The organism is Streptomyces sp. JLBT605, assembly GCF_058215555.1.
Genome location: NZ_CM177087.1, coordinates 792,069 through 813,466, shown reverse-complemented (window position 1 = coordinate 813,466; position 21,398 = coordinate 792,069). Strand labels below are relative to the sequence as shown.

The 21,398-nt window shown below is 73.0% G+C and carries 17 protein-coding genes and 1 pseudogene; 4 read left to right on the top strand and 14 right to left on the bottom strand.

The window, feature by feature from the left end:
• Positions 1-50: 50 nt before the first annotated feature.
• The 5 genes from AC4BDD_RS03810 to AC4BDD_RS03790 all read right to left on the bottom strand — a co-directional run bounded on the left by AC4BDD_RS03810 (position 51) and on the right by AC4BDD_RS03790 (position 7,781).
• Complete coding sequence (locus AC4BDD_RS03810; protein WP_490689542.1) at positions 51-3,086, bottom strand: glycoside hydrolase family 2 TIM barrel-domain containing protein; 3,036 nt, start codon at positions 3,084-3,086, stop codon at positions 51-53.
• Between the two features lie 191 nt (positions 3,087-3,277).
• Positions 3,278-3,961 carry a LutC/YkgG family protein gene (locus AC4BDD_RS03805; RefSeq protein ID WP_490689541.1) on the bottom strand — a complete coding sequence of 228 codons (684 nt, stop codon included), beginning with the start codon at positions 3,959-3,961 and terminating at the stop codon, positions 3,278-3,280.
• A complete protein-coding gene (locus AC4BDD_RS03800; RefSeq protein ID WP_490691643.1) occupies positions 3,958-5,595 on the bottom strand; it encodes a lactate utilization protein B in 1,638 nt (545 codons plus the stop codon). The genes AC4BDD_RS03805 and AC4BDD_RS03800 overlap by 4 nt, the downstream gene beginning before the upstream one ends.
• A gap of 92 nt (positions 5,596-5,687) precedes the next feature.
• A complete protein-coding gene (locus tag AC4BDD_RS03795; protein ID WP_490689540.1) occupies positions 5,688-6,449 on the bottom strand; it encodes a (Fe-S)-binding protein in 762 nt (253 codons plus the stop codon).
• 207 nt (positions 6,450-6,656) lie between these two features.
• Positions 6,657-7,781 carry an NAD(P)-binding domain-containing protein gene (locus AC4BDD_RS03790; RefSeq protein WP_490689539.1) on the bottom strand — a complete coding sequence of 375 codons (1,125 nt, stop codon included), beginning with the start codon at positions 7,779-7,781 and terminating at the stop codon, positions 6,657-6,659.
• A gap of 84 nt (positions 7,782-7,865) precedes the next feature.
• On the opposite strand from AC4BDD_RS03790, the gene AC4BDD_RS03785 reads away from it, so the two are divergent.
• Positions 7,866-8,288 carry a YjbQ family protein gene (locus AC4BDD_RS03785; protein ID WP_490689538.1) on the top strand — a complete coding sequence of 141 codons (423 nt, stop codon included), beginning with the start codon at positions 7,866-7,868 and terminating at the stop codon, positions 8,286-8,288.
• Positions 8,289-8,379: 91 nt separating this feature from the next.
• On the opposite strand, the pseudogene AC4BDD_RS03780 reads toward AC4BDD_RS03785, so the two are convergent.
• The 3 genes and pseudogenes from AC4BDD_RS03780 to AC4BDD_RS03770 form a co-directional block, all read right to left on the bottom strand.
• Positions 8,380-8,586: pseudogene (locus tag AC4BDD_RS03780) on the bottom strand (transposase); the annotation flags it as partial.
• Between the two features lie 269 nt (positions 8,587-8,855).
• Positions 8,856-9,680, bottom strand: a complete 825-nt coding sequence (locus AC4BDD_RS03775; protein WP_490689537.1) for an ABC transporter permease — start codon at positions 9,678-9,680, stop codon at positions 8,856-8,858.
• The gene (locus AC4BDD_RS03770; RefSeq protein ID WP_490689536.1) at positions 9,677-10,615 is read right to left on the bottom strand and encodes an ATP-binding cassette domain-containing protein; all 939 of its coding nucleotides are present in this window, start codon (positions 10,613-10,615) and stop codon (positions 9,677-9,679) included. Before AC4BDD_RS03770 ends, AC4BDD_RS03775 begins: the two co-directional genes overlap by 4 nt.
• Positions 10,616-11,072: 457 nt before the next feature.
• Here AC4BDD_RS03770 and AC4BDD_RS03765 point away from each other — a divergent pair, with 457 nt between their 5' ends.
• The gene (locus AC4BDD_RS03765) at positions 11,073-11,984 is read left to right on the top strand and encodes a cupin domain-containing protein (RefSeq protein ID WP_490689535.1); all 912 of its coding nucleotides are present in this window, start codon (positions 11,073-11,075) and stop codon (positions 11,982-11,984) included.
• On the opposite strand, the gene AC4BDD_RS03760 is transcribed toward AC4BDD_RS03765, so the two are convergent.
• From AC4BDD_RS03760 to AC4BDD_RS03740, 5 genes are all read right to left on the bottom strand, one after another.
• Positions 11,981-13,210, bottom strand: a complete 1,230-nt coding sequence (locus AC4BDD_RS03760; protein ID WP_490689534.1) for an MFS transporter — start codon at positions 13,208-13,210, stop codon at positions 11,981-11,983. The genes AC4BDD_RS03765 and AC4BDD_RS03760 overlap by 4 nt on opposite strands.
• Before the next feature lie 160 nt (positions 13,211-13,370).
• A complete protein-coding gene (locus AC4BDD_RS03755; RefSeq protein ID WP_490689533.1) occupies positions 13,371-14,405 on the bottom strand; it encodes a trypsin-like serine peptidase in 1,035 nt (344 codons plus the stop codon).
• A 239-nt stretch (positions 14,406-14,644) separates the two neighbouring features.
• The gene (locus AC4BDD_RS03750; protein WP_490689532.1) at positions 14,645-15,580 is read right to left on the bottom strand and encodes a D-alanyl-D-alanine carboxypeptidase family protein; all 936 of its coding nucleotides are present in this window, start codon (positions 15,578-15,580) and stop codon (positions 14,645-14,647) included.
• 172 nt (positions 15,581-15,752) lie between these two features.
• Entirely contained in the window at positions 15,753-16,256 is a 504-nt protein-coding gene (locus AC4BDD_RS03745) for an Lrp/AsnC family transcriptional regulator (RefSeq protein WP_490689531.1), read from the bottom strand.
• Positions 16,257-16,401: 145 nt separating this feature from the next.
• On the bottom strand, positions 16,402-17,682 hold the full coding sequence (locus AC4BDD_RS03740) for a multidrug effflux MFS transporter (protein WP_490689530.1): 1,281 nt from the start codon (positions 17,680-17,682) through the stop codon (positions 16,402-16,404).
• Positions 17,683-17,883: 201 nt separating this feature from the next.
• On the opposite strand from AC4BDD_RS03740, the gene AC4BDD_RS03735 reads away from it, so the two are divergent.
• Positions 17,884-18,390, top strand: a complete 507-nt coding sequence (locus tag AC4BDD_RS03735; protein WP_490689529.1) for a MarR family winged helix-turn-helix transcriptional regulator — start codon at positions 17,884-17,886, stop codon at positions 18,388-18,390.
• Between the two features lie 247 nt (positions 18,391-18,637).
• Complete coding sequence (locus tag AC4BDD_RS03730; protein ID WP_490689528.1) at positions 18,638-20,146, top strand: FUSC family protein; 1,509 nt, start codon at positions 18,638-18,640, stop codon at positions 20,144-20,146.
• Between the two features lie 138 nt (positions 20,147-20,284).
• Here the strand turns inward: AC4BDD_RS03730 and AC4BDD_RS03725 are convergent, their stop codons facing one another.
• Positions 20,285-21,292, bottom strand: coding sequence for a sirohydrochlorin chelatase (locus AC4BDD_RS03725; protein WP_490689527.1), 1,008 nt, complete (start codon positions 21,290-21,292; stop codon positions 20,285-20,287).
• Positions 21,293-21,398: the final 106 nt, after the last annotated feature.

The window sequence follows — 21,398 nt, the reverse complement described above, 5'->3', positions numbered from 1 at the left end:
CCGGCCGTGGTGGCAGCCTTGAGCCCAGGCGGCCACCACGACCGATCTGCTCACCGCATGGCGGAGAAGGTGAAGGAGAAGGCGGCGGGCTCGGCCGCCAGGCGGTGCGGCGGCAGCACCCCCGGGCCGCAGGACTGACTGCCGATGCCGTGCTGGCGATGGTCGAGGTTGACCCAGACGGTGTCGGCCGACGGCACCAGTTCGTGGGTGTGCCCGGCCGCGTCCAGCTGCTCGGTCGTCCAGCGGCGGGCGGTGAACCAGAAGTGCGGACTGCCCGCGATCCGCAGCCCGCTGCCGTCCGGAGCGGTCAGCCGGACCCAGCGCACGTCCGCCCGCGCGCCGTTCTCCTGCGGGCGCACATACGGCGTCTGCAGCGCGTCCACCGGCAGCGTCCAGCGGCCGACCTGCGCCGCGGCGCGGGTGTCGGGATACGCCTCGCCCGGCCCGCCGCCGTACCACTGGGCTTCGCCGAACGCGGCCGGTACCCCCAACCGCACCCCCAGCCGGGGCAGCGGGCAGCCCCAGTCGCCCTCGGGGGTGACCGCGACATCCAGCCGCAGCCGGTCCTCGGCCGCGGTCCAGCCGTACTCCACCAGCAGCGCCAGGTCGGTGGCGGCCGGCGCGACCCGGGCGGACACCGTCACGGCCTCCCCCTGCACGGCGACCCGGTCGGTGCGGTGCCGCATCCGGTGCAGCCCCAGGCTCCGCCAGATCAGGCCGTACTGTTCGTCGGGCTGCCAGGGGGCGCCGTTGTCGTTGTCGGTCGGCGCCCGCCAGACGTCCAGCCGGGGGCCGCTCAGCGCGATGCCGGCCAGCGACGTCAGCACGCCCGAGCGGGCGTCGAAGACGCCGGGGCCCAGCACGACCGTGCCCGTCCCCGCCTCCGGTGTGGCGGCCCGGCGCGGCGAGACCGGCACTCCGGTACGCACCGGACGGGGCCGACCGGAGTGGACCAGCTGGGCCCAGGCGACCCGGTGCCCCGCCTCCGCCCACGCGGTGTCGGCGGCCAGCCGCGCCTCCACGGTCCACAGCGCCTCGCCGGATGCCGTCCCCGGCGGTTCCGGGAGCTTGAGGTCGGCGGATTCGCCGGGGCCCAGCGGCGGCACCGCCAGCGGGCCGGAACCGACCACCGTGCCGTCGACGGCATGGCTCCAGGAGAAGGCGAGATGCGACAGGTCGGTGAAGTCATGGGTGTTGGTCACGCGCAGCGCGCCCGTTCCGCCGTCCCCCTCGATCCGCACCGGCTCGATGACCTTCGCGTACTCCACCAGCCCCGGGGACGGCGTACGGTCGGGGAAGAGCAGCCCGTCGCAGACGAAGTTGCCGTCGTGCAGCTCCTCGCCGAAGTCCCCGCCGTAGGCGAAGAAGCGGCGGCCGTCGGCCGTCCGGCGGGCCAGGCCGTGGTCGATCCACTCCCAGACGAAGCCGCCCTGACAGCGCTCGTGGGCCTCGAACAGCCGCTGGTACTCGCTGAGTCCGCCCGGCCCGTTCCCCATCGCGTGCGCGTACTCGCACAGCAGGAACGGCAGCGCCCGGCGCCTGGCGTCCAGCTCCGGATCGCCCCTGAGGGCACCCCCAGCGGTAGCTGGGGGAGGGTCCTCCACCCGCCGCCCGATCCGGTCCACCTCGTCATGCGGCGCGTACATCCGGGAGTACACATCGGTGTCGGCGCACGACAGGTCACCCTCGTAGTGCAGCGGGCGGGAGGGATCGCGGTCCCGGATCCAGTCGGCCATGGCGCCAAGCCCCCGGCCGGTGCCGCACTCGTTGCCCAGCGACCACATGATGACCGAAGGGTGGTTCTTGTCCCGCTCGACCAGCCGGGCGGCCCGGTCCAGCAGCGCCGGCAACCAGCGCTCGTCGTCCACCGGATTGCCCCGCCAGCCCACCGCGTGGAAGCCGTGGGTCTCCAGGTCGCATTCGTCGATGACCCACAGCCCCAGCTCGTCGCAGAGCTCCAGGAAAGCCGGGTGCGGCGGATAGTGGCTGGTGCGCACCGCGTTGATGTTGTGCCGCTTCATCAGCAGCACATCGCGCCGCATCGTCTCCCGGTCCAGGGCCCGGCCGCTCTCGGGATGGAACTCATGGCGGTTCACGCCCCGGAACAGCACCCGCCGCCCGTTGACCCTGAGCACCCCGTCCGCCACCGTGACCGTGCGGAATCCGATGTTCAGCGGCACCCGCTCGCCCTCGGTCACCAGCTCGGCCGCGTACAGCCGGGGCGTCTCGGCGGTCCACGGCTCCACCGGAACGGTCGCGCTCTCCCCGGTGGCCAGCTCCAGGCCCAGCTCGGGGACGGTGACCCGGCCGGCGGGGTCGGCGTCGACCCGCAGCGTGCCGGTGCCGTCGGTGTGGTCGTAACCGGCGTGTACGAAGACGTCCCGCACCGCGCCGGCCGGACGGTGCAGCAGGGCCACCTCGCGGAAGATGCCCGGCAGCCACCACTGGTCCTGGTCCTCCAGATAGCTGCCCGAGGACCACTGGTGGACGCGGACCGCCAGCACGTTGCCGCGCGGCCGCAGGAGATGGCCGACCGCGAACTCGTGCGGCAGCCGGCTGCCCTTGAAGCTTCCCAGCTCCTGCCCGTTGAGCCACACCCTCGCGCAGGACTCGACGCCCTCGAAGCGCAGCACCGCCTCCCCGGCGTCCGCGCCGGGCCGCGGCCAGCCGTCGGGCAGGTCGAAGACGCGCCGGTGGTCGCCGGTCGGATTCTCCACCGGCACCCGGGGCGGATCGATCGGGAAGGGGTAGGCGGTGTTGGTGTACGCGGGCGCGCCGTGGCCGTGCAGCACCCAGTGCGCGGGGACCGGGATCAGGTCCCAGCCGGAGGCGTCGAAGTCCGGGCGCGCGAAGGACGCGTCGTGGGCGGTGGCGGTCGGCGACAACCGGAACGCCCAGCGTCCGCCCAGGTCCAGCCGGGCGGCGTCGGACGCCGGGGTCCAGGCACGCGGCGGCAGCACCCCCTCGCCGGGCGATCTGTCCTCGTAGTACTCGTGGGACTCGCCGTGCCCGTGGGACTCGCCGTGCCCGCGCCACTCGTCGTACTTGTCGTGGGGGAGCGGACTGTCGTGGGAGCTGCTGGTCATCGGTCTCCTCGAATCAGCCAGGGATCCATCCGGCGGTGCGGCGGCGCGGCGCCGCTCGTGAGCCGCCGAGACGAGCGTTCCCCGCCGGGCCGGACGTCAACAGCGCGGTGCGGCCGGTTGACCCGCTGCCTGTTCGCCGTCGCCGGTTGACCGGCTGCCTGTTCGCCCGTAGCTGGTCCGTCCGCTGCCGGTCAGCCCGTGGCTGGTCCGTCCGCCGCCGGTTCCCCCGTCACGAGGACCACCTCGAGCCGGCGTGGACCGTGCACCCCCTCGACCCGGTCGAGTTCGATGTCGCTGGTCGCCGAGGGCCCGGAGATCCAGGTCAGCGGGCGGGCCGGGTCGAGCCGTTCCAGCGCCTGCGGCACCGAGTCGACGACCTGGTCCGGCACCCGGACCACGCAGATGTGGTGGTCGGGCACGAGGGTGATCCGGCGGCGCCCCTGGCCGGGCCCCGCGTCCAGGACCAGGGTGCCGGTCTCGGCGATGGCCAGCGCGCAGCCGGTGACCACACTGTCGAAGGCGTCCAGTTCGCGAGCGGTGTGCCCGGCCCGGTCCGCGACCTGGGTGACCCGCGCCGCCGCGGGATCGGACAGCCACCGCGCGGGCAGACCGGCCGGGACGAGTACGGTCCGCGCGCCGCGCTCGGCGAGCAGCCGGCCGATCAGCCCGGGCAGCCCCGCCGCGTCGCAGCGGTGCACCAGGGCCCGGTAGTCGGCGAGGTTCCGGGCCAGCAGGTCCACCGTCGCGTCCGCGGTGCGATCGCCGTGCACGCGCAGATAGCCGCGGTCCACCGGGGGCGAGGCCGGGTCCTCGGAACGCGGCACATCGGCGAGCGCGCGCCGGATCCGCGCCAGGATGAGCGTGCGGGAGGTCATGCCGGCTCCTTGCCACTCGATCCGCCGGCGCCGCGACCCTGGCCGGTCCCGCCCCCGCCTGCCTGCCGGCCGGTGTCGTCGCCGCCCGCGCCTGTGCCTCCGGGGCGGGCTGTGCCGCCGGCCCCGCCCGTGCCTCTGGGGCCGCCGGTGCCTCCGGGACTGCCCGTGTCGCCGCTCCCGCCGGTGCTTCCCGATCCGCCGCGGGTCCGTGCCCACCAGTCCCGGAATGACTCGGCCGGCACGGTCGGCAACGCACGGGTGTCGGTCCAGGCCCGGCCGGGACCGGGCAGCCGGCGCGGGTGGAAGCGAACAGTCCGGGAGGCGAGCCGCTGCCCGGCCCGGAGTACCCCCGGATGGTCGAAGGCCCAGCGCGCGGCGCGCATCGCGGCCCGCTCGGCGGCGTGCCCCCGGGCCGGCCTGACGACCGCTCGGGTGCCACGGACCGAAGCCGGCCCGCCCTGCACCACGCGCTCCCGCAGGTGCACCAGGACCTCCGGGATGTCGATGGCGACCGGGCACACCTCGTAACAGGCGCCGCAGAGCGAGGACGCGTACGGCAGCGAGGCGTCCAGGGCGCTGCCGGTGCCCCGCAGCTGGGGGGTGAGGATGGCGCCGATGGGCCCGGGATAGGCCGAGCCGTAGGCGTGCCCGCCGGCCCGCTCGTACACCGGGCAGACGTTCAGACAGGCCGAGCAGCGGATGCAGCGCAGCGCCTGCCGGCCGACGGTGTCCGCCAGGATGTCGGTGCGTCCGTTGTCCAGCAGCACCAGGTGGAACTCCCGGGGCCCGTCCTCCTCGGTGGTGCCGGTCCACATCGAGGTGTACGGGTTCATCCGCTCGGCGGTCGAGGAGCGCGGCAGCAACTGGAGGAAGACCTCCAGGTCGCGCCAGGTGGGCACGGTCTTCTCGATGCCGACGACCGAGATCAGGGTCTGCGGCAGCGTCAGGCACATCCGGCCGTTGCCCTCGGACTCGACGACCACCAGGGTGCCGGTCTCGGCGACCATGAAGTTCGCCCCCGAGATGCCGACCCTGGCCCGCAGGAACTTCTCCCGCAGATGGAGCCGGGCGGCCTCGGCGAGCTGGGCGGGGGAGTCGGTGAGCCCGTCGGGTGCCGCGAGTCCCCAGTCGGCCATCCGCCGCCGGAAGATGTCGCGGATCTCGCCCCGGTTGCGGTGGATCGCCGGGACCAGGATGTGGGACGGCAGGTCGTCGCCGAGCTGGACGATCAGCTCGGCGAGGTCCGTCTCGTACGCGGTGATCCCGGCCTCGGCCAGCGCCGCGTTGAGCCCGATCTCCTGGGTGGCCATCGACTTGACCTTGACCACCTCCCGCTCGCCGGTCGCCCGGACCAGTTCGGTGACGATGCGGTTGGCCTCGGCCGCGTCCGCTGCCCAGTGCACCCGGCCGCCCGCGGCGGTCACCGCCTCCTCCAACCGCTCCAGATGGCGATCGAGGTGACGGAGCGTCCGGTCCTTGATGGCGGCGCCCGCGGAGCGCAGCTCGGCCCAGTCGGCCAGCTCCGCGACGGCCGCCGCGCGCTTGGCCCGGATGGTGTGGGTGGCGTGCCGGAGGTTGGCGCGCAGCCGGGTGTCCTGGACGGCCGCCGCGGCGGCGTCCGGGAAGGCGGGCATGCCGAGGTAGGTGCCGTGCGTGCCGCCGGTGCCGCCGATGCCTCCGGTGCTGCTGCCGGTGCCGCCGGCGTCACTCCTCTCCCTGCTGCCGCTCACCACACGTCTCCTTCCGTGCTCGCCAGGATCTCGGCGAGGTGGACCGGCCGGACGGCGGAGCCCTGCCGGGTCAGCATGCCGCCGATGTGCAGCAGGCAGGAGTTGTCGACGGTGCAGACCGTCTCCGCGCCGGTCGCGGTGATGCCGCGCACCTTGTCCGCGCCCATCGCCGCGGACACCGCCGCGTTCTTCACCGCGAAGGTGCCGCCGAAACCGCAGCACTCCTCCGCCCCCGGTAGCTCCCGCAGATCGAGCCCCCTGACCGCGGCCAGCAGCCGGCGCGGCCGGTCACCCAGCCCCAGCATGCGCAGTCCGTGGCAGGTGGGGTGGTAGGTGACGGTGTGCGGGAAGTACGCACCCACGTCGGTGACCCGCAGCACGTCGACGAGGAACTCGGTCAGCTCGTACGTCCGCGGAACGGCGACCTCCGCGGCCTCGGCCAGCTCCCGGGCGGCGCGACCCCGCCCCTCGGCGGCCGCCCGGGCCGCGAGCCGCGGATAGTTGTCGCGCACCATGGCGGCACACGAACCGGACGGGGTGACCACGTAGTCGTAGTCGCGGAAGGCGGCCGCGTACCGGCGGGCCAGCGGCTCGGTCTCATGGCGGTAGCCGGTGTTGAACTGCGGCTGGCCGCAGCAGCTCTGCGCCTGCGGAAACCCCACCTCGACCCCGAGCCGCTCCAGCAGGGTCACCACTGCCTGCCCGGTGCGGGGATAGAGGGTGTCGTTGACACAGGTGACGAAGAGCGCTGCACGCACAAGTCCTCCTCCTGCCGGCGGCACCGTGCTCCGGCCGCCCCCGCGGACCCCGGAACGCCCGCGACCGGCGGTCCGGGCGACCGGCGGCCCGAGCATCCGGCGGCCCGACGGCCCGAGCATCCGGCGCGGCCTGATCATCCGTCGCCATCCTGCCGCAGGCGAAGATCGCTGTGAAGCAGCCGTAGCCTCCTCTCGCCCGGCAGGGGCTCAGGCGGTCACGGCCACCGGGGTGCTCAGGAGCCGGCGGACCTCGCGCACCGCGGCACGCCCTGCCCGGTTGGCGCCGATGGTGCTCGCGGACGGCCCGTACCCGATGAGGTGCACCCGGGGATCGCGCAGCGTGCGGGTGCCCTCCAGCCGGATGCCGCCGCCCGGTTCGCGCAGCCGCAGCGGCGCCAGATGGTCGATGGCGGCCCGGAAGCCGGTCGCGTAAAGGATCGTGTCGGCCGGCGCCTCTCGCCACCCCCCTTCTCCGTCCGCCCACGCCACGCCGTCGGGGGTGATCCGGTCGAAGAGCGGGAGCCGGTCCAGGACGCCCCGCTCCCGGGCCCGCCGGATCTCCTCGGTCCACGGCAGACCGGTCACCGACACCACGCTCTGCGGGGGCAGGCCCTGGCGCACCCGCGCCTCGACCAGCGCCACGGCGGCCCGGCCCTCCGCCTCGCCGAAGGAGCCGTCCCGGAACACCGGCGGGCGCCGGGTCACCCAGGTCGTCGACGCGGCGACCTTCGAGAGCTCCATCAGGTGCTGCACGGCAGAGGTGCCCCCGCCGACCACCACCACCCTCCCCCAGCCTCCGGCCGGGGCGGTCCCCACCCCGGCGAAGGCGTCCGGGCCCGGGTAGTCCGCGGTGTGCAGCAGGCGGCCGCGGAAGGTCTCCTGACCGGGGAAGCGCGGCCAGAACGGCCGGTCCCAGGTGCCGGTGGCGTTGATCAGCGCCCGGACGGCGTACGTCCCCTCCGAGGTCTCCACCAGCAGCCGGCGGTCGTGGCCCTCCCGTACCGCCGCCACGTCCACCGGCCGGTGCACTCGCAGGTCGAAGGTGCGCTCGTACGCGTCGAAGTACGCGCCGATCACCTCGGCGGAGGGGCGGTCGGGATCCGCGCCGCCGAGCTCCATACCCGGCAGGGCGTGCATGCCGTGCACCTTGCCGTAGGTGAGGGTGGGCCAGCGGAACTGCCAGGCGCCGCCGGGGCGCGGGGAGTGGTCCAGCACGACGAAGTCGCGGTCCGGTTCGTAGCCCACCCGCCGCAGGTGGAAGGCGGCGGAGAGCCCGCCCTGCCCCGCGCCGACCACCGCGACCTCGACCTCACGCACCCCGTCGTAGTTCATGTTTCTACTAACCCGGAGGGATGCGCGGTTCTTCCCGCCGCGCTCGCCCCCCTGCCCTCACCCACCTGTACGAGGATGGGGGCCATGAGCGACACCTTCCGCACCCATGTTCTGGAGATCACCACCGGCTCCACCGAGACCGTCACCGACCTCACCGCCGAGTGCGAGGCGTTTCTGCGCGAAGCGGCTGGCGGCCGCGACGGGCTCCTCAACCTCTTCGTCCCGCACGCCACCGCCGGCCTGGCCGTCATCGAGACCGGCTCCGGCAGCGACACCGACCTGCTCGCCGCCCTCCGCGACCTGCTCCCCGCCGACGACCGCTGGCGGCACCGGCACGGCAGCCCCGGCCACGGCCGCGACCACGTCCTGCCCGCCTTCGTCCCGCCGCACGCCACGCTCCCGGTGATCGCCGGCCGCCTCGCGCTCGGCACCTGGCAGTCGGTGTGTCTGGTCGACACGAACGTCGATAATCCCCATCGCCAGGTGCGGCTGAGCTTCCTGGGCTGAGCAAGATCGTATCCCCGGAGCGGCCAGCCGGACATGCTGTCGGCCGTCGCTGCCCGTCGGCGGACACATCATCGGCTGGGCCGGCAGGCGGCACCGTCCACTCCACCGCGCCGATCGAGTCGTCACCACCTGGACGGCTCCACAGCCTCGCCCAGGTCCCGTCCGCCTCCCAGCGGGCGAAGCGCTCATGGACCGTCTGTCAGGGGCCATAGCGCTCGGGCAGGTCCCGCCACGGTGCACCGGTCCGCAACCGCCACAACACCCCGTTGACCACCTGGCGGTGATCCCGCCAAGGCCGTTGAGGCGCTGGGCGGTGCGTTCGCGGTGCTCGTGCTGGCGGCGGGTGATGGCGGTGAGGGGTTCGGCCGGGGCGTCGGTGGCGCCGAAGCGGCTGTGCGGATCCGTGGCCGTCACTGGTTTCGCGGAACCGCTGTCGCGTGGTCGGTCGGCGTCGTCCGCCTCGATTGCGGTCCGCGGTGCAGCCGACACCTCGGTTGCACCGCGGACCGCGCCAGGGCCCCGGCCTCCGACCCGGCGAACCCGACCGGGGGCCGGGGGCGGGATTCGTCAGCGGCTCAGGTCCCGGAACCGCTTCACTGCCAGCGGGAAGAACACCGCGATCAGGGCCACCGGCCAGGCCACCGCGAGGAGTTCCGCGTGGGTCGCGGCCCAGGAGTCGCCACCCGCTCCCGGGTTGCCGAACAGGCCGCGTACCGCGGTGGCCGTCGCCGACATCGGGTTCCACTCCACGATCGCGCCCAGCCAGGACGGCATCGATTCGGGCGACGCGATGGCGTTGGAGAGGAAGCTGACCGGCCAGACCAGGATCTGCACCGCCTGCACCAGTTCCGGCTTGCCCGCGACCATCGCCAGGTGGATACCGATCCACAGCATCGCGAACCGCAGGAGCAACAGCAGTCCCACCGCACCCAGGAAGGAGGCGAATCCCTCGTGCCAGCGCCAGCCGATCGCGTATCCGACCGCGATCATCACGGTCAGGCCGACCGTCGACTGCAGCATGTCGGCGACGCTCCGTCCGACCAGGACCGCGCCGGAGTTCATGGGCATCGAGCGGAACCGGTCGATGACGCCCTTGCCGAGGTCCTGGGTGACCGAGAGCATCGTCGCCTCAAGGCCGAAGGCCATGGTCATGGTGAGCATGCCGGGCACCAGGTATGCCTTGAAGTCCCCGGCGATGCCCTGTCCGCCGCCGATCAGGTAGCTGAACATCAGCAGCATCATCACCGGGAAGACCAGGCCGACGACCACCTGTACGGGTTGGCGCGCCCAGTGGGCCAGCTCGCGCCTGGTCATCGTCCAGGAGTCGGCGGCCGCCCAACTCAGCTTCGAACCCGTGCCGTGCGCCGTGCTCACACCGTGGGTCGCGCTCATGCGGCGTCCTCCTTCGTCAGGTGCATGAAGACTTCGTCGAGCGTCGGCCGACGTACCACGATGTCCTCCGCCTCGATGCCGGCCGCCTCCAGCGCCCGCACGGTCTCGGTCAGCGCGGCCATCCGGTCGGTGACCGAGGCACTGACCATCCGCCGGTCCTCGTCCACCACCACGTCACCGGGGAGGAGAGAGGCCGCGCGGGCCAGCTGGGCCGTGTCGTGCAGGACCACGTCGATGCGGTCACCGCCGGTCTTGGACTTCAGCTCGTCCGCCGTGCCCTCGGCGATGACCTTTCCGTGGTTGATCACCGCGATCTGGTCGGCCAACTGGTCGGCCTCCTCCAGATACTGCGTGGTCAGCAGGACGGTCGTGCCGCCGCCCACCAGTGAGCGCACCGCGTTCCACACCTCCGTGCGGCCGCGGGGGTCGAGCCCGGTCGTGGGCTCGTCCAGGAAGAGCACCTGCGGCCGCGAAATGAGAGATGCCGCCAGGTCGAGCCGCCGCCGCATACCGCCGCTGTACTGCTTGATGGCCTTGTTGCCGGTGTCCGCGAGCCCGAACCGGGCCAGGAGCTCATCGGCCCGCGTGCCGGCGCGGCGTGCGCCGAGATGGTAGAGGCGGCCGAACATCTCCAGATTCTGACGGCCACTGAGCTCTTCGTCGACGGCGGCGTTCTGGCCGAGCAGCCCGATCCGTGAGCGCACCTCGTCGGCCCGGGTCCTCACGTCGACTCCCGCCACCTCGACACGTCCCTCCTCGGGGCGCAGCAGCGTGGACATGATGCGTACGGCCGTGGTCTTGCCGGCGCCGTTCGGGCCGAGAATCCCCTGGACGGTCCCGGCTCGGACCGTGAGATCGAGGCCGTCGAGGGCCTGCTTGTCCCCGTACCTCTTCCGCAGGCCTTCGACGACGATCGCCAGGTCGTAGTCAGGCAAAACACACTCCTTCAGGCGGTGGTCAAACTTGACTAGAGATTTGCAAGGTACGACACCTCGCGCTGGCTAGTCAAACTTGTATAGTGCCCACTGGTGGAGAGAGAGGTGCGCATGTCAGCGATCCGGCTGCTGATCGTCGACGAGACAGGCTTCCTGAAGAAGGGCACTTGACCTACCTACATGGGGCGCCGGTGCTCCTCCCCGCGAGCGGGCCGCTCCGCTCTGGTGGCATGACGCTTGGCCGGAGCCGATCCGGCCGGAGCGTTGGCTATCGTGTGGGTTGCCTTAGCGGGGATTGGCGGAGACCAACAAGGACAACCCGCGCCGCCAGGTGCGGCTGAGCTTCCTGGGCTGATCGTGCACGGGCCGTCCGAGGTCGGAGTGTCTGCACGGCAACCGCGCGGACCCGGTGTTCTACTGGCCACCGCTCGCCACCAGCACCCGGATCGGACACGCCATGAGCACCACCGAGGTCCTCTCACGCACCACTGCCGCCTCCGGCGACGGGAACCACCCCTTCCATATCGACAAGGACGAGGAGCGCCGGCTGCGCCTGGCCGCGGCGACCATCGCCCCCTCGCTGCTGATCTCGCAGCCGGCCTCGTTCGACGAGTACGTGCGCCAGCTCATGGTGCCGCCCCAGGTCATGGAGCTGTTCCGGAAGGCGGCCGATATCCGCCTCTCCGCCTGGGAGGTCGAGGCGCTGCGCCGGCACATCGCCCCGCGGCTCACCGACGACGCCCAGGGGCCGGGTCTGCTGCGCCGGATCATGGAGCGGAAGGCCGAGAAGGACCAGTCCCATCCGCCGTACATCCGGGTGGCGTGCACCGGCCGGGGCACCTTCGACCACTGGGCCACCAAGTACGGCTACCTGGACGCGGACGACGAGATCGAGGGCGACATCGGCTCTCCCGTGGTCCTGGAGATCTGGCCCGCCCAGCACTACTCGCCGATCCACTCCCACGGCAACACCACGGGCATCATCTACTGCCTCGCCGGACAGCTGGAGGTCATGTCCTACGAGGACCTGGCGTGGAGTGCCCCCCGGCGCGGCCTGGTCACCCTCACCCCCGGCCAGTGCGCCTGGCTGGACGGCGACACCTACGCGGTCCACAAGGTGTACTGCCCCATGGACGGCGGGGACGGCCGAACAGGCCCCACCTTCATGAGTGACACCGGTGAGTTCGCCGCGAGCTTCCACGTCTACCTCAACGAGTGGGAGACCGCCCTCGCCGACGACGGCACCCCTTCGCGCGACAGGTTCAAGTACATCCACGAACTCACGAAGAAGGAGGACTACTTCGAGACCTACTCCGACCTCTCCTGGAACGTCCTGCGCCGAGTCCTGGACAACACCGAGCTCGTTTAGGCGACCTGAGTGGTCGCGGGTGCGAGGGCCTGCTCGCCGCGGGTCCCCGCCGCCCACCGCGCCACCGGCCCCACCGCGTACGACGCCGCCAGGAGCAGCCCGCCGAGCAGCAGCCAGCCCGCCGCGCCCAGCCCCATGAGCAGCCCGGTGAGCAGCAGCGGCCCGAGGGTGCGGGCGATCGTGGTGCCGGTGCCGAAGAAGCCCTGGTACTCACCGATGCGCCCGGCCGGCGCCAGATCGAAACCGATCTGCCAGGAACCGGCCGACTGGAGTATCTCGGCGGCGACCAGCAGCACCGAGCCGCCGACCAGGGCGGTGACCGCGAGCCAGGGCGAACGTACGGCCGAGAGCGCGAAGACCCCGCAGGTCAGGAGCGCGAGTGTGCCGGATCGGCGGATGGCGCGGGCCGCCGTGGGCAGTCCGGTGACGGAGCGGGCGGCACGGACCTGGAAGAGCATCACCCCACCGGTGTTGAGGATGAAGAGCGCGGAGACCAGCCACTCGGGGGCGTCGGTGCGCTCGGTGATCCACAGCGGCAGGCCCAGGCTGAGCAGCGGCATCCGCAGCAGCAGCACCGTGTTGAGGAGCGTCACGACGGCGTACGGCCGGTCCCGCAGGACCTCGAGCTTCGCGCCCCGGACCAGGGGAGCGGGCGGGACGGCCGGCAGCCGCGAGAGCAGGAACGCGCAGCACAGAAAGGTCAGCGCGTCCATCGCGAAGACCGCGAGATAGGCCGGCCTGGTCCCCGCGGACAGTGCGAGCCCGCCGAGCGCGGCCCCCACCGCGAGGCCGCCGTTGAGCGTCGACTGCAGATGGGCGAGCGTACGGGTGCGCTCTGCCGCGGACACCAGGCCCGCGAGCAGCGCCTGCCGGGCGGCAGCGAGGCCCGACTGGGCGGTGGCGTAGACGCAGGCGGCCGCGAGGAACGGCAGGAAGTCCCGTACGACCAGGAAGGACGCGACGGCGGCGCTGGTCGCGAGGGCGAGCAGCACCGCCGTGCCGCGTGGGCCGCGCCGGTCCGCGACGCGGCCGAGCGGTACCCCGGCGACCGAGCCGACCGCCCAGGCCACGGTGAGACCGAGGCCGATCCTGGCGGGTGCGAGACCGACGACGTGAGCGAAGTAGAGGGCCGAGGTGACGTAGTACGCGCCGTCACCCACGGAATTGCTCAACTGGGCGAGCGCGAGCGTGCGTGGAGGGCCGGCCGGCGGCAGCAGGGGGGACATGGCTCGACGCTACACAGCCAGTGGCTTGGCTCGACAGGACAATAAGACGCTGTGTTCATGGGCCACTTCGCGCGGGCGCCGGCGCACCGACAGGGCTCCCGCTCACGAGCCCAGGCGGTGGAGCGGCGTGCGGCGTGCGGGGTGCTTTGTGCTCCCTGGATCAGTGGCTCCGCTTCGCTTCTTCGTAGAGTTCGAAGGCCCGGTCGCCGAAGGTCGTGCTGAACGAGATGCGGTCGCTGTTGTTCTCCGGGCCGCCGCCGTTCCATCCGCCGAGGTTGCCGATGACCGTGTTGGTTCCCTTCTTCACCCAGGGGCTGCCCGAGGTGCCGCCGTAGAAGCGGGCGCATTCCATCCGCATCTGCTGGTAACCGGTCAGGCGGGTGGTCTTCACGTCATCGCACCTGATCGCGGGCTTGTTGGCACCCACGTGTCGTTGATGGGGGTATCCGATGACGGTGACGGTGTTGCGGTAATTGCCGTTGATCCGCCCCGGCGTGTAGGCGGCTCCGGTCGCGTCCTGCACGTTCTTCCGCTTGGCGTTCGGCGAGACCCTGCCGAAGGCGAAATCCAGATCGGAGTATGGGCCCTTGGTGTTCCTCACATAACGCGCGTCACGGAACCACTTCTGCACCGCGAAAACACCGAAGGGCTGCCGCTCCGGCTGCACGCCCTTCTGGTATTGCGGGATGAACATCGCGTTCCGCCCGAAGGTGCAGTGCGCGGCGGTGAGGATGACATTGCGCCCGGGGCTGGTGACGACGCTGGCCGTGCAGTAGTGCAGTTTCGCGTCCGAGCCCTTGGTGAACAGGACCCCCACCGCCGGAACACCGTCGAACCACTTCCCGGTCTTCCCGGCCGCCGTCCGCGGGCTGCCACCGCCCTCCGGCGCCGGGGTCGCCTTCCCGGGCGCCGGGACCGCTCCCTTGGGTCCTTCCGGCGTCGCCGCGGCCATGCGCTCGGCGGTCCAGTACTCCGCCGCGGCCTCGCTGGTCCAGGTCTGCGTCCGCCCGGTCTTCGAGCCGGTGGTGCCGGCCGAGGTCAGCGGTCCGGCCGGCCGCTGGGCCGATCCCAGGGGCGGCTGCGGCCGGCTGGGTGGCGGGCCGGCGAAGGCGGCTGGTGTCCCGCCGACCAGCAGCCCGGTGGCGGTGATGGCGACCAGCGCCGTTGTGGCTCGCCGTAGACGGGCGAAACCCATGAGACCCCCTGTTTGCCGATGATGTCATCGGGTAAACGATCTCATCCGCGCCGGTACCGGGCGGGACGCGCACGAAGTGATCTTGGCCCTAGCCGATCGATCCTTGGCGGCGGGGCCCCGGCCGGGCTGATCCGGCCGGGGCTGAGGCGGGGCGTCGCCCGGGACACCCGCTTCTCCGGGATACCCGCGTCGCCCGGGACACCCGCGCCGCCGCCGCACCGCGCCACCGCACCGCGCGGCTAGTCGTGCTGTGCGTCCTTGGAGAGCTGACGCCACTTCACCGTGGTGTTGGTGCGGAACGCCCAGTCGAGCATCTTCTTCGCGTCCACGTAGCGGTTGGCGTCGTTGAGGACGACACCGACCACCGTGCGGTCGCCGCGCTTGGCGGCGAAGACCAGGCATCGGCCGGCCGCGGTGCCGGTGCCGGTCTTGATGCCGAGGGCACCGTGGTACGACCCGAGCAGCTTGTTGGTGTTCTCCCAGGAGTAGATCCGGTACCGGCCGTTGGCCGCGGGGGCCTTCTGGCGGGTGAAGGTCGTCTTCACCACGGTGCCGAAGGTCTTGTCCCCGATGGCGTGCCGGGCCAGCTTCGCCATGTCGCGCGGGGTTGTGTAGTTGGCGCTGCTCGGCGAGATGCCGTCGAAGGAGTCGTACTGGGTCCGCTCCATGCCCAGGTCGTCGGCCTTCTTGTTCATCTGCGAGATGAACGACCTGGTTCGCTTGGCCGGGGTGTCGCCCTTGCCGAAGGTGTCGGCGAGCGCGTACGCGGCGTCGCAGCCGGACGGCAGCATCAGCGCGTAGAGCAGCTGACGGACGGTGAGCCGGTCGCCGGTCCGCAGGTCGGCCGTGCTGGCACCCTCACGGGTGACGTAGTCACGGTAGATCTGCTTGACCGTGACCTTCCGGTCCAGGTTCACGCCCCGGGTGTCGAGCACCACCATCGCGGTCATGATCTTGGTGGTGCTGGCCATCTGGCGCTTGGTGTCCGCGCCCCTGGCCCACAGCTGCCGGTTGGCCCCGCTGTCCAGCAGGTAGGCGCCCCTGGCCTGGACGCCGGACGGGCCGGTGGTCGCCTGCGCGGTGGCGGTCGGCAGCACCACCGTGAGCGCCGCGGTGGAGGCGATGGCCGCCGCTCCCCAGCGCCGCATCGCCCTGCCCCCACGTGATCGTTCCATATGAGCTCCGTCCTCGATGATCGGTTTCGAGCGAGCGCATATTCTCATCCGGTCAAATCAGGCACATCGTCGGGGCGTCAACGGACCCGCGTGATCCGGGCGCAGGCGGTGCGGGCGCCGAACAGCGACCGACTGGCGGGAGATTGCCCCTCCGGGCGGCCGACTGGGGCGCTCAGGAACGCCGTCGGGCGGTCTCGGACGCCGCGGCGGCCCGGCCGACCGCGTCCACCAGCGGCAGGACCCGGTACCCCACGCGCTCGCGCAGCGCCATCTCGGTCCGGGTGCGCACCACCCCGGGCACCCGGATGAGCTGCTGGATCACGTCCTCCAGATGCTCGTTGTCCCGCGCCACGACCCGGGTCAGCAGGTCTCCGCCGCCGGTGATGGAGAACGCCTCGATGATCTCCGGGACCGCGGCGAGCGCGTCGCCGACGTCCTCCAGGTGTCCCTGGGTGACCTCGATGTGGACGAAGGCCAGCACCGGGTGGCCGAGCGCCGCGGGGGACAGGTGCGGTCCGGTCCCGGTGATCACCCCCTCGCGCTCCAGCCGGTCCAGCCGTGCCTGGAGCGTGCCGCGGGCGATGCCCAGCAGTCGCGCGTACTCACGCACGCTGGTACGCGGCTGCTCCAGCAGCAGCCGCAGGATCCGCGCGTCCAGCACGTCCACCACCGCCATGAGCCAACGGCCTTTCCCTGGTCCTGGTGATCCGCCCGTCACTGTACCGATGGCGCCCGATGGCCACCGATGGCCATGGCTACCGGGGGCTTGAGGGTGCCGGTGGTCGCCGTGGCGTCCACGGCGGCCACCGGACGCACCCTCGTCAGGCCGCCTGCGCCCCGGTCAGCTTCGCGTCGGTGCCCCGGCGGGGTACGCACAGCACGTACACCGCGACCGAAGCGGTCGCGCAGCTCGCGACGGCGAGGGCCATGGGCATGGCGGAGCCGGAGTGGCCCAGCCCCACCAGGGGCGCGGCCAGGCCGCCGAGGGCGTACTGGAGCAGGCCGAGCAGGGCCGAGGCGGTACCGGCGGCCTCCGGGTGGCCGGCCATGGACAGCGCGGTGGTGTTCGGCAGGATCAGGCCGATGCTGGCGACCAGCAGGAAGAGGGCGACCAGGACCGCCGGCAGCCCCGCGCCGCAGGCGACCGCGACCAGCAGCCCCACGCCGCCGGTGGCGCACAGCGCCAGGCCGCAGCGCAGGAGCACCTGCGGAGGGTGGCGCCGCAACAGTCTCAGGTTGCACTGGCCGAGCACCATGATGCCCACCGAGTTGCCGCCGAAGACCAGGCTGAAGGCTTGCGCGTCCAGCCCGTACACCTCCTGAAGGGCGAAGGAGGAGCCGGAGATGTACGCGAACAGGGCGGCGAAGGCGCAGCCCCCGGTGAGGGCGTGGCCAAGGAACAGCCGGTCGGTCAGCAGCACGCGGAAGGACCCCACGGCCTCGCGGAACCCGCTGCTCCGGCGGCGCTCCCGGGGCAGCGATTCGGGCAGCGCGAGCACACCGACCGCGAGCAGCACGGTGCCGATGACGGCGAGGGCGGTGAAGACCCCGCGCCAGTCGGTCCACCGCAGCAGCTGGCCGCCGAGGACCGGCGCCAGGATCGGAGCGAGCCCGTTGACCAGCATGAGCGAGGAGAAGACGCGGGCCGCGGCCGCGGGGCTGTACAGGTCGCGGACGACGGCGCGGGCGATCACGATGCCCGCGCCGCCCGCCAGGCCCTGGACCAGCCGGAGCGCGCCGAGGGCGGGGATCGACGGCGCGAAAGCGCACAGCAGCGAGGCCACCGCGTACGCGGCCAGGCCGATGATCAGCGGCTTCCTGCGCCCACGGGCGTCGCTGACGGATCCGGCGAACAGCTGTCCGAGGGCGAGGCCGATCAGGCAGGCGGTCAGCGTCGTCTGGACGTCGGCCTCGCTCGCCGAGAAGTCGTCGGCGAGGGAGGGGAAGGCCGGGAGGTACATGTCCAGCGACAGGGGGCCGAAGGCCGATATCGCGCCGAGGACCACGATGAGGCGCAGGTGGCGGGGCGGGGTGGCGTCGGCGTCGGTCGTGGGTCGGTCGGCGCGGACCGCTGCGGGGGCGGAGGCATCGGAGGGGGTCACCCGTTCACCGTAAAATTTTGCTGAGCAGTCAGCAAGTGAGGAGTCAGTGACTTCGGGCTCAGTAGACTCGCCGGGCGGGTCGGGAATCCGCCCCGGCGCAGGGAATCCACGCCGGAAGAGCGGATCGGCGGTGAGCCGGCGAAGGCCGGAAGCAGCCCGTGGCAGGCGAGGGCCGGTAGCAGCCGGTGGAAGGGGAAGGGCATGGCCGCCGCGCAGGACGAGGACGAGAAGGCCACCGCCCGGGCGGCTGATGTCGCGACCGGCGCGCGGGTGCGCGACTTCGGGCTGCTGATCAGAGCCGCCTCCCGCCTGGAACAGCGCATCGACAGCGCGCTCCGCGAGGAGTGCGGGATCAGTCACACCATGTTCGAGCTGCTCATCCGCCTCTGCCGGGAGCCCGGCGAGCGGATCCCGCAGCGCGCCCTGGGGGAGGATCTGACCCTCACCAGTGGCGGCACCACGCGTCTGATCGACCGCATGGAATCGCTCGGTCTGGTCCGCCGCGAGCCCTCGCCGACCGACCGCAGAAGCACCCTGGTGGAGCCCACCGCTGCCGGGCGGGCGGCCTTCCTCCGCGCCGCCGAGGTGCACGGGCGCCTCGTCGAGCGGTTCTTCGTCACGCCGGTCGAGCCCCAGGACTACGCCCGGCTCACCCATGCGCTGGGCCGGATCACGGCAGCGCTGCGGGACGCGCCCGGGAACGGCTGAACCGCTTACCGGAGGGCGCCCTTCCGTGCCGGCGTGCCCCGGCGGCGCGGACCATGGTCCGATGGCCTCCCCCGTGGGCAGTCCGATCACTTTTCACTGTGCCAATGGCTCAGTCATACGGACTCCAGTTGAGCCACTGTCCCGGCAGATGTTTTCCTTGCCCCATCAATGGCGTTGCGGGAGCCCCGCAGCGCCTTTGCCATGTCCGGAGCAGCCGAGAAGGGGGCGTCGCACCGCGTTGAAGAGGATGTTCGTTTGTCCGGACCCGGGACTGCTGCGGCTGCGGGTCTCGCTGCGCGCCGTACTCGGCGTCAGCCTCGCGGTCACCGCCGCGGAACTGTGCGGCCTGCCGCTGCCCGCCTCGATCACCGCCGGCCTCGCCGCGATGCTCGCTCTCTTCACCGTCACCGACCCCACGGTCGGCCGGCAGGCCGTCACCACCGCGCTGCTCCCGGCCGTCGGCTTCCCGGTCCTCGCGGCCGCCACCATGCTGCACGGGCAGCCGCTGCTGCGCGACGCCGTCTTCCTCGCCGTGGTCTTCTGCGGGGTCGCGGCGCGGCGCTGGGGGCCGCGCGGCAACGCGCTGGGCATCTTCGCGTTCATGATGTTCTTCGCCACGCAGTTCCTGCACGCCGTCCCCGGCGAGCTGCCGGAGCTGTGCGCGGCGGTGGTGCTCGCGCTGGCGGCCACCAGCACCGTCCGCTTCGGGCTGTGGTGTGTCGAGCGCCGTACCCCGCCACCCGCCGTCCCCGCCCCGCCGGGTGGCCGCGGGCTGGCTCATCCCGCGACGAGGCAGGCGTTCCAGGCGGCCGCGGCCTGCGCCTTCGCCCTGGCCATCGGCCCGGTGCTCTCCGGTGAGCGCTGGTACTGGGCCGTCGGCGCGGCCTGGTGGATCTTCGTCAACACCGCCTCCCGGGGCGAGACCCTGGTACGCGGCTTCCGCCGGGTGGTCGGCACCGTCTGCGGTATCGCCGCCGGCCTCGTCGTCGCCGTACCGCTGCACGGCGCCCCCGCCCCCACCGCCGCGCTCGTCGCGGTCTGCGTCTTCGGCATCTTCTACACCGCGGCGCCGTCGTACAGCTGGATGATGTTCTTCGTGACCGTCATGGCGTCCCTGCTCTACGGACTCCTCGGCGTGCTGCACCCCGGGCTCCTGGGGCTCCGCTTCGCCGAGACCGCGGTCGGGGCGCTCGGCGCCGTGCTCGCCGTCGCGGCGGTCCTGCCCATCACCACCCATGCCGCCACCGACGCCTGGATCGAGCGGGCCCTGCACTGCGTGCGGCGCTGCACCGCGGAGGCCGCCCGGCGGCTGGCCGGCGACGAGACCGCCGACCCCGGGCCCGCGGTCGCCGAACTGGAACTGCTGCTCGGCCGGGTGCGGCTCTCCCTCGCACCGCTGCTGCACCCGCTGAACCCGCGGCGCGCCCGCAAGGCCCGCGCCCGGCAGGTGATGGTGCTGCTCGACGACTGTGCCCGGGAGGTGCGCGGCCTCGCCGCGACAGCCGCCGACCCGGACGCCTCGCACGACGCCCGCCTGACCGCGGCATGCCGGCGCGTCGAGGCCGCGGTCCAGCGCCTGGTCGCACCGGACACCGAGCCCGAGACCCGGCCGGCGGCACTCGCCGCGGCCGCCCCGCAGCACCACGCCGGCGCCGAGCGCGCGCTGGCCCATCTGCACGGGCTGGAAGCGGCCCTCGCCGACCTCGCCGCCCCGCTCCGCACCGCCCCCCACGCCCGGACCGACGTCCTCGTCTAGGGGGCGTCCGGCCACTCGTCCAGGCCACCGGGCGGGCCGGCGGGCTCGGGCGTGCCGGGGCGGGCGAGGCGGCGCGACATGGCGATGGGGTCCCCCAGATCACGGGGGACCCCATCGTCATGTCAGTGGAGGCGGGCGTTAGGCGACGGGCGTGCCCTGCCTGCCCGGCTGCAGTGTGATGCCGAGCGCCGCCGCGTACTGCGACAGCACCAGCTTGCCCAGCGTCGGGTAGGCGCCCAGCGGCTCCGCGGCGGCGCATCCGGCCTGTTCCGCGGCCTCGGCGGGCAGCTCGTCCGCGACCTCCGGACCGACCAGGTACGGGGCCAGCGCCAGCCGGGCCGAGCCGGAGCCGCGCAGCTGGTCGGCGACGCGCTGCACGGCACCGGGCTCGTCCAGCGCGGCGGCCATCACCGGCACCGCCAGGCGCGCGGAGAGCAGCATGCCGGTGATACCCGCGGCCTGCGCGGCCTCCGGCCCACCGGTCGTGGCCAGGACGATGCCGTCCGTGGCGGTCGCCACGGCGAACAGCCGGGCCCGGTCGGCGCGGGCCAGCCCAGCCTCCGACAGACGCACGTGCAGGGCCTCGGCGAGCAGCGGGTGCGGGCCGAGCACATCGGTGACCGTGACGGTGCCGTCGCCGACCGCGGCCGCCTCGCGTATGGCGCCGAGCAGCACGGCGTCCGGGCCGAGCAGCAGCGGCACCGCGACGGCGTCCGGGCCCTCGGCGGCGGCCCGGATACGGGAGTCGTCGAACGGGATCTCCGAGGGGTCGACACCCTCGGCCTCGGCGATGGCGCGCAGCTCCTCGGCGGCTGCCTGGGCGGCCTCCTCGGCGCGGCGGACCCGGTCCGCCCGCTCCGCACCGGCCTGCCGCAGCACGTCCGCCAGCCGCGGGAACTCCTCGCCGGTCCCTTCCAGGTAGCCGATGCGGGCGTCCAGACCCGGCAGCTCGGACCGGGCGATGCTCAGCAGCTCCTCCGCCAGGCCGCGCGCGGCCGCGGTGGGTGCGCCCGGGACGGCCAGCACCAGCGGGGGCGCGCCGACCGGTGCGGCCGCGGGCTCCGGTCGGCGGTGCCGACCGGTGGTCTGACGGGGACGCGGGTTACGTACGGGCAGGCCGGGGGCGGGCCCGGTGGGGGAGCTCATGGCGCCGCATGTTAGTCGCTCGACCCGCCTTGACGTCGAGGAGGGGTACCAGCTCGAGGCGTACGTCCCGCTATGTCGGATCCACCGCCCCACCTGCGACGATCCG

Excerpts from the sequence above, each read along its gene's own strand:
- AC4BDD_RS03755 (WP_490689533.1), bottom strand. The coding sequence starts at position 14,405 with ATGGGTTTCGCCCGTCTACGGCGAGCCACAACGGCGCTGGTCGCCATC.
- AC4BDD_RS03730 (WP_490689528.1), top strand. The coding sequence starts at position 18,638 with ATGTTCGTTTGTCCGGACCCGGGACTGCTGCGGCTGCGGGTCTCGCTG.
- AC4BDD_RS03810 (WP_490689542.1), bottom strand. The coding sequence starts at position 3,086 with ATGACCAGCAGCTCCCACGACAGTCCGCTCCCCCACGACAAGTACGAC.
- AC4BDD_RS03750 (WP_490689532.1), bottom strand. The coding sequence starts at position 15,580 with ATGGAACGATCACGTGGGGGCAGGGCGATGCGGCGCTGGGGAGCGGCG.
- AC4BDD_RS03760 (WP_490689534.1), bottom strand. The coding sequence starts at position 13,210 with ATGTCCCCCCTGCTGCCGCCGGCCGGCCCTCCACGCACGCTCGCGCTC.
- AC4BDD_RS03765 (WP_490689535.1), top strand. The coding sequence starts at position 11,073 with ATGAGCACCACCGAGGTCCTCTCACGCACCACTGCCGCCTCCGGCGAC.
- AC4BDD_RS03805 (WP_490689541.1), bottom strand. The coding sequence starts at position 3,961 with ATGACCTCCCGCACGCTCATCCTGGCGCGGATCCGGCGCGCGCTCGCC.
- AC4BDD_RS03785 (WP_490689538.1), top strand. The coding sequence starts at position 7,866 with ATGAGCGACACCTTCCGCACCCATGTTCTGGAGATCACCACCGGCTCC.
- AC4BDD_RS03800 (WP_490691643.1), bottom strand. The coding sequence starts at position 5,595 with ATGCCCGCCTTCCCGGACGCCGCCGCGGCGGCCGTCCAGGACACCCGG.
- AC4BDD_RS03790 (WP_490689539.1), bottom strand. The coding sequence starts at position 7,781 with ATGAACTACGACGGGGTGCGTGAGGTCGAGGTCGCGGTGGTCGGCGCG.
- AC4BDD_RS03735 (WP_490689529.1), top strand. The coding sequence starts at position 17,884 with ATGGCCGCCGCGCAGGACGAGGACGAGAAGGCCACCGCCCGGGCGGCT.
- AC4BDD_RS03725 (WP_490689527.1), bottom strand. The coding sequence starts at position 21,292 with ATGAGCTCCCCCACCGGGCCCGCCCCCGGCCTGCCCGTACGTAACCCG.
- AC4BDD_RS03745 (WP_490689531.1), bottom strand. The coding sequence starts at position 16,256 with ATGGCGGTGGTGGACGTGCTGGACGCGCGGATCCTGCGGCTGCTGCTG.
- AC4BDD_RS03775 (WP_490689537.1), bottom strand. The coding sequence starts at position 9,680 with ATGAGCGCGACCCACGGTGTGAGCACGGCGCACGGCACGGGTTCGAAG.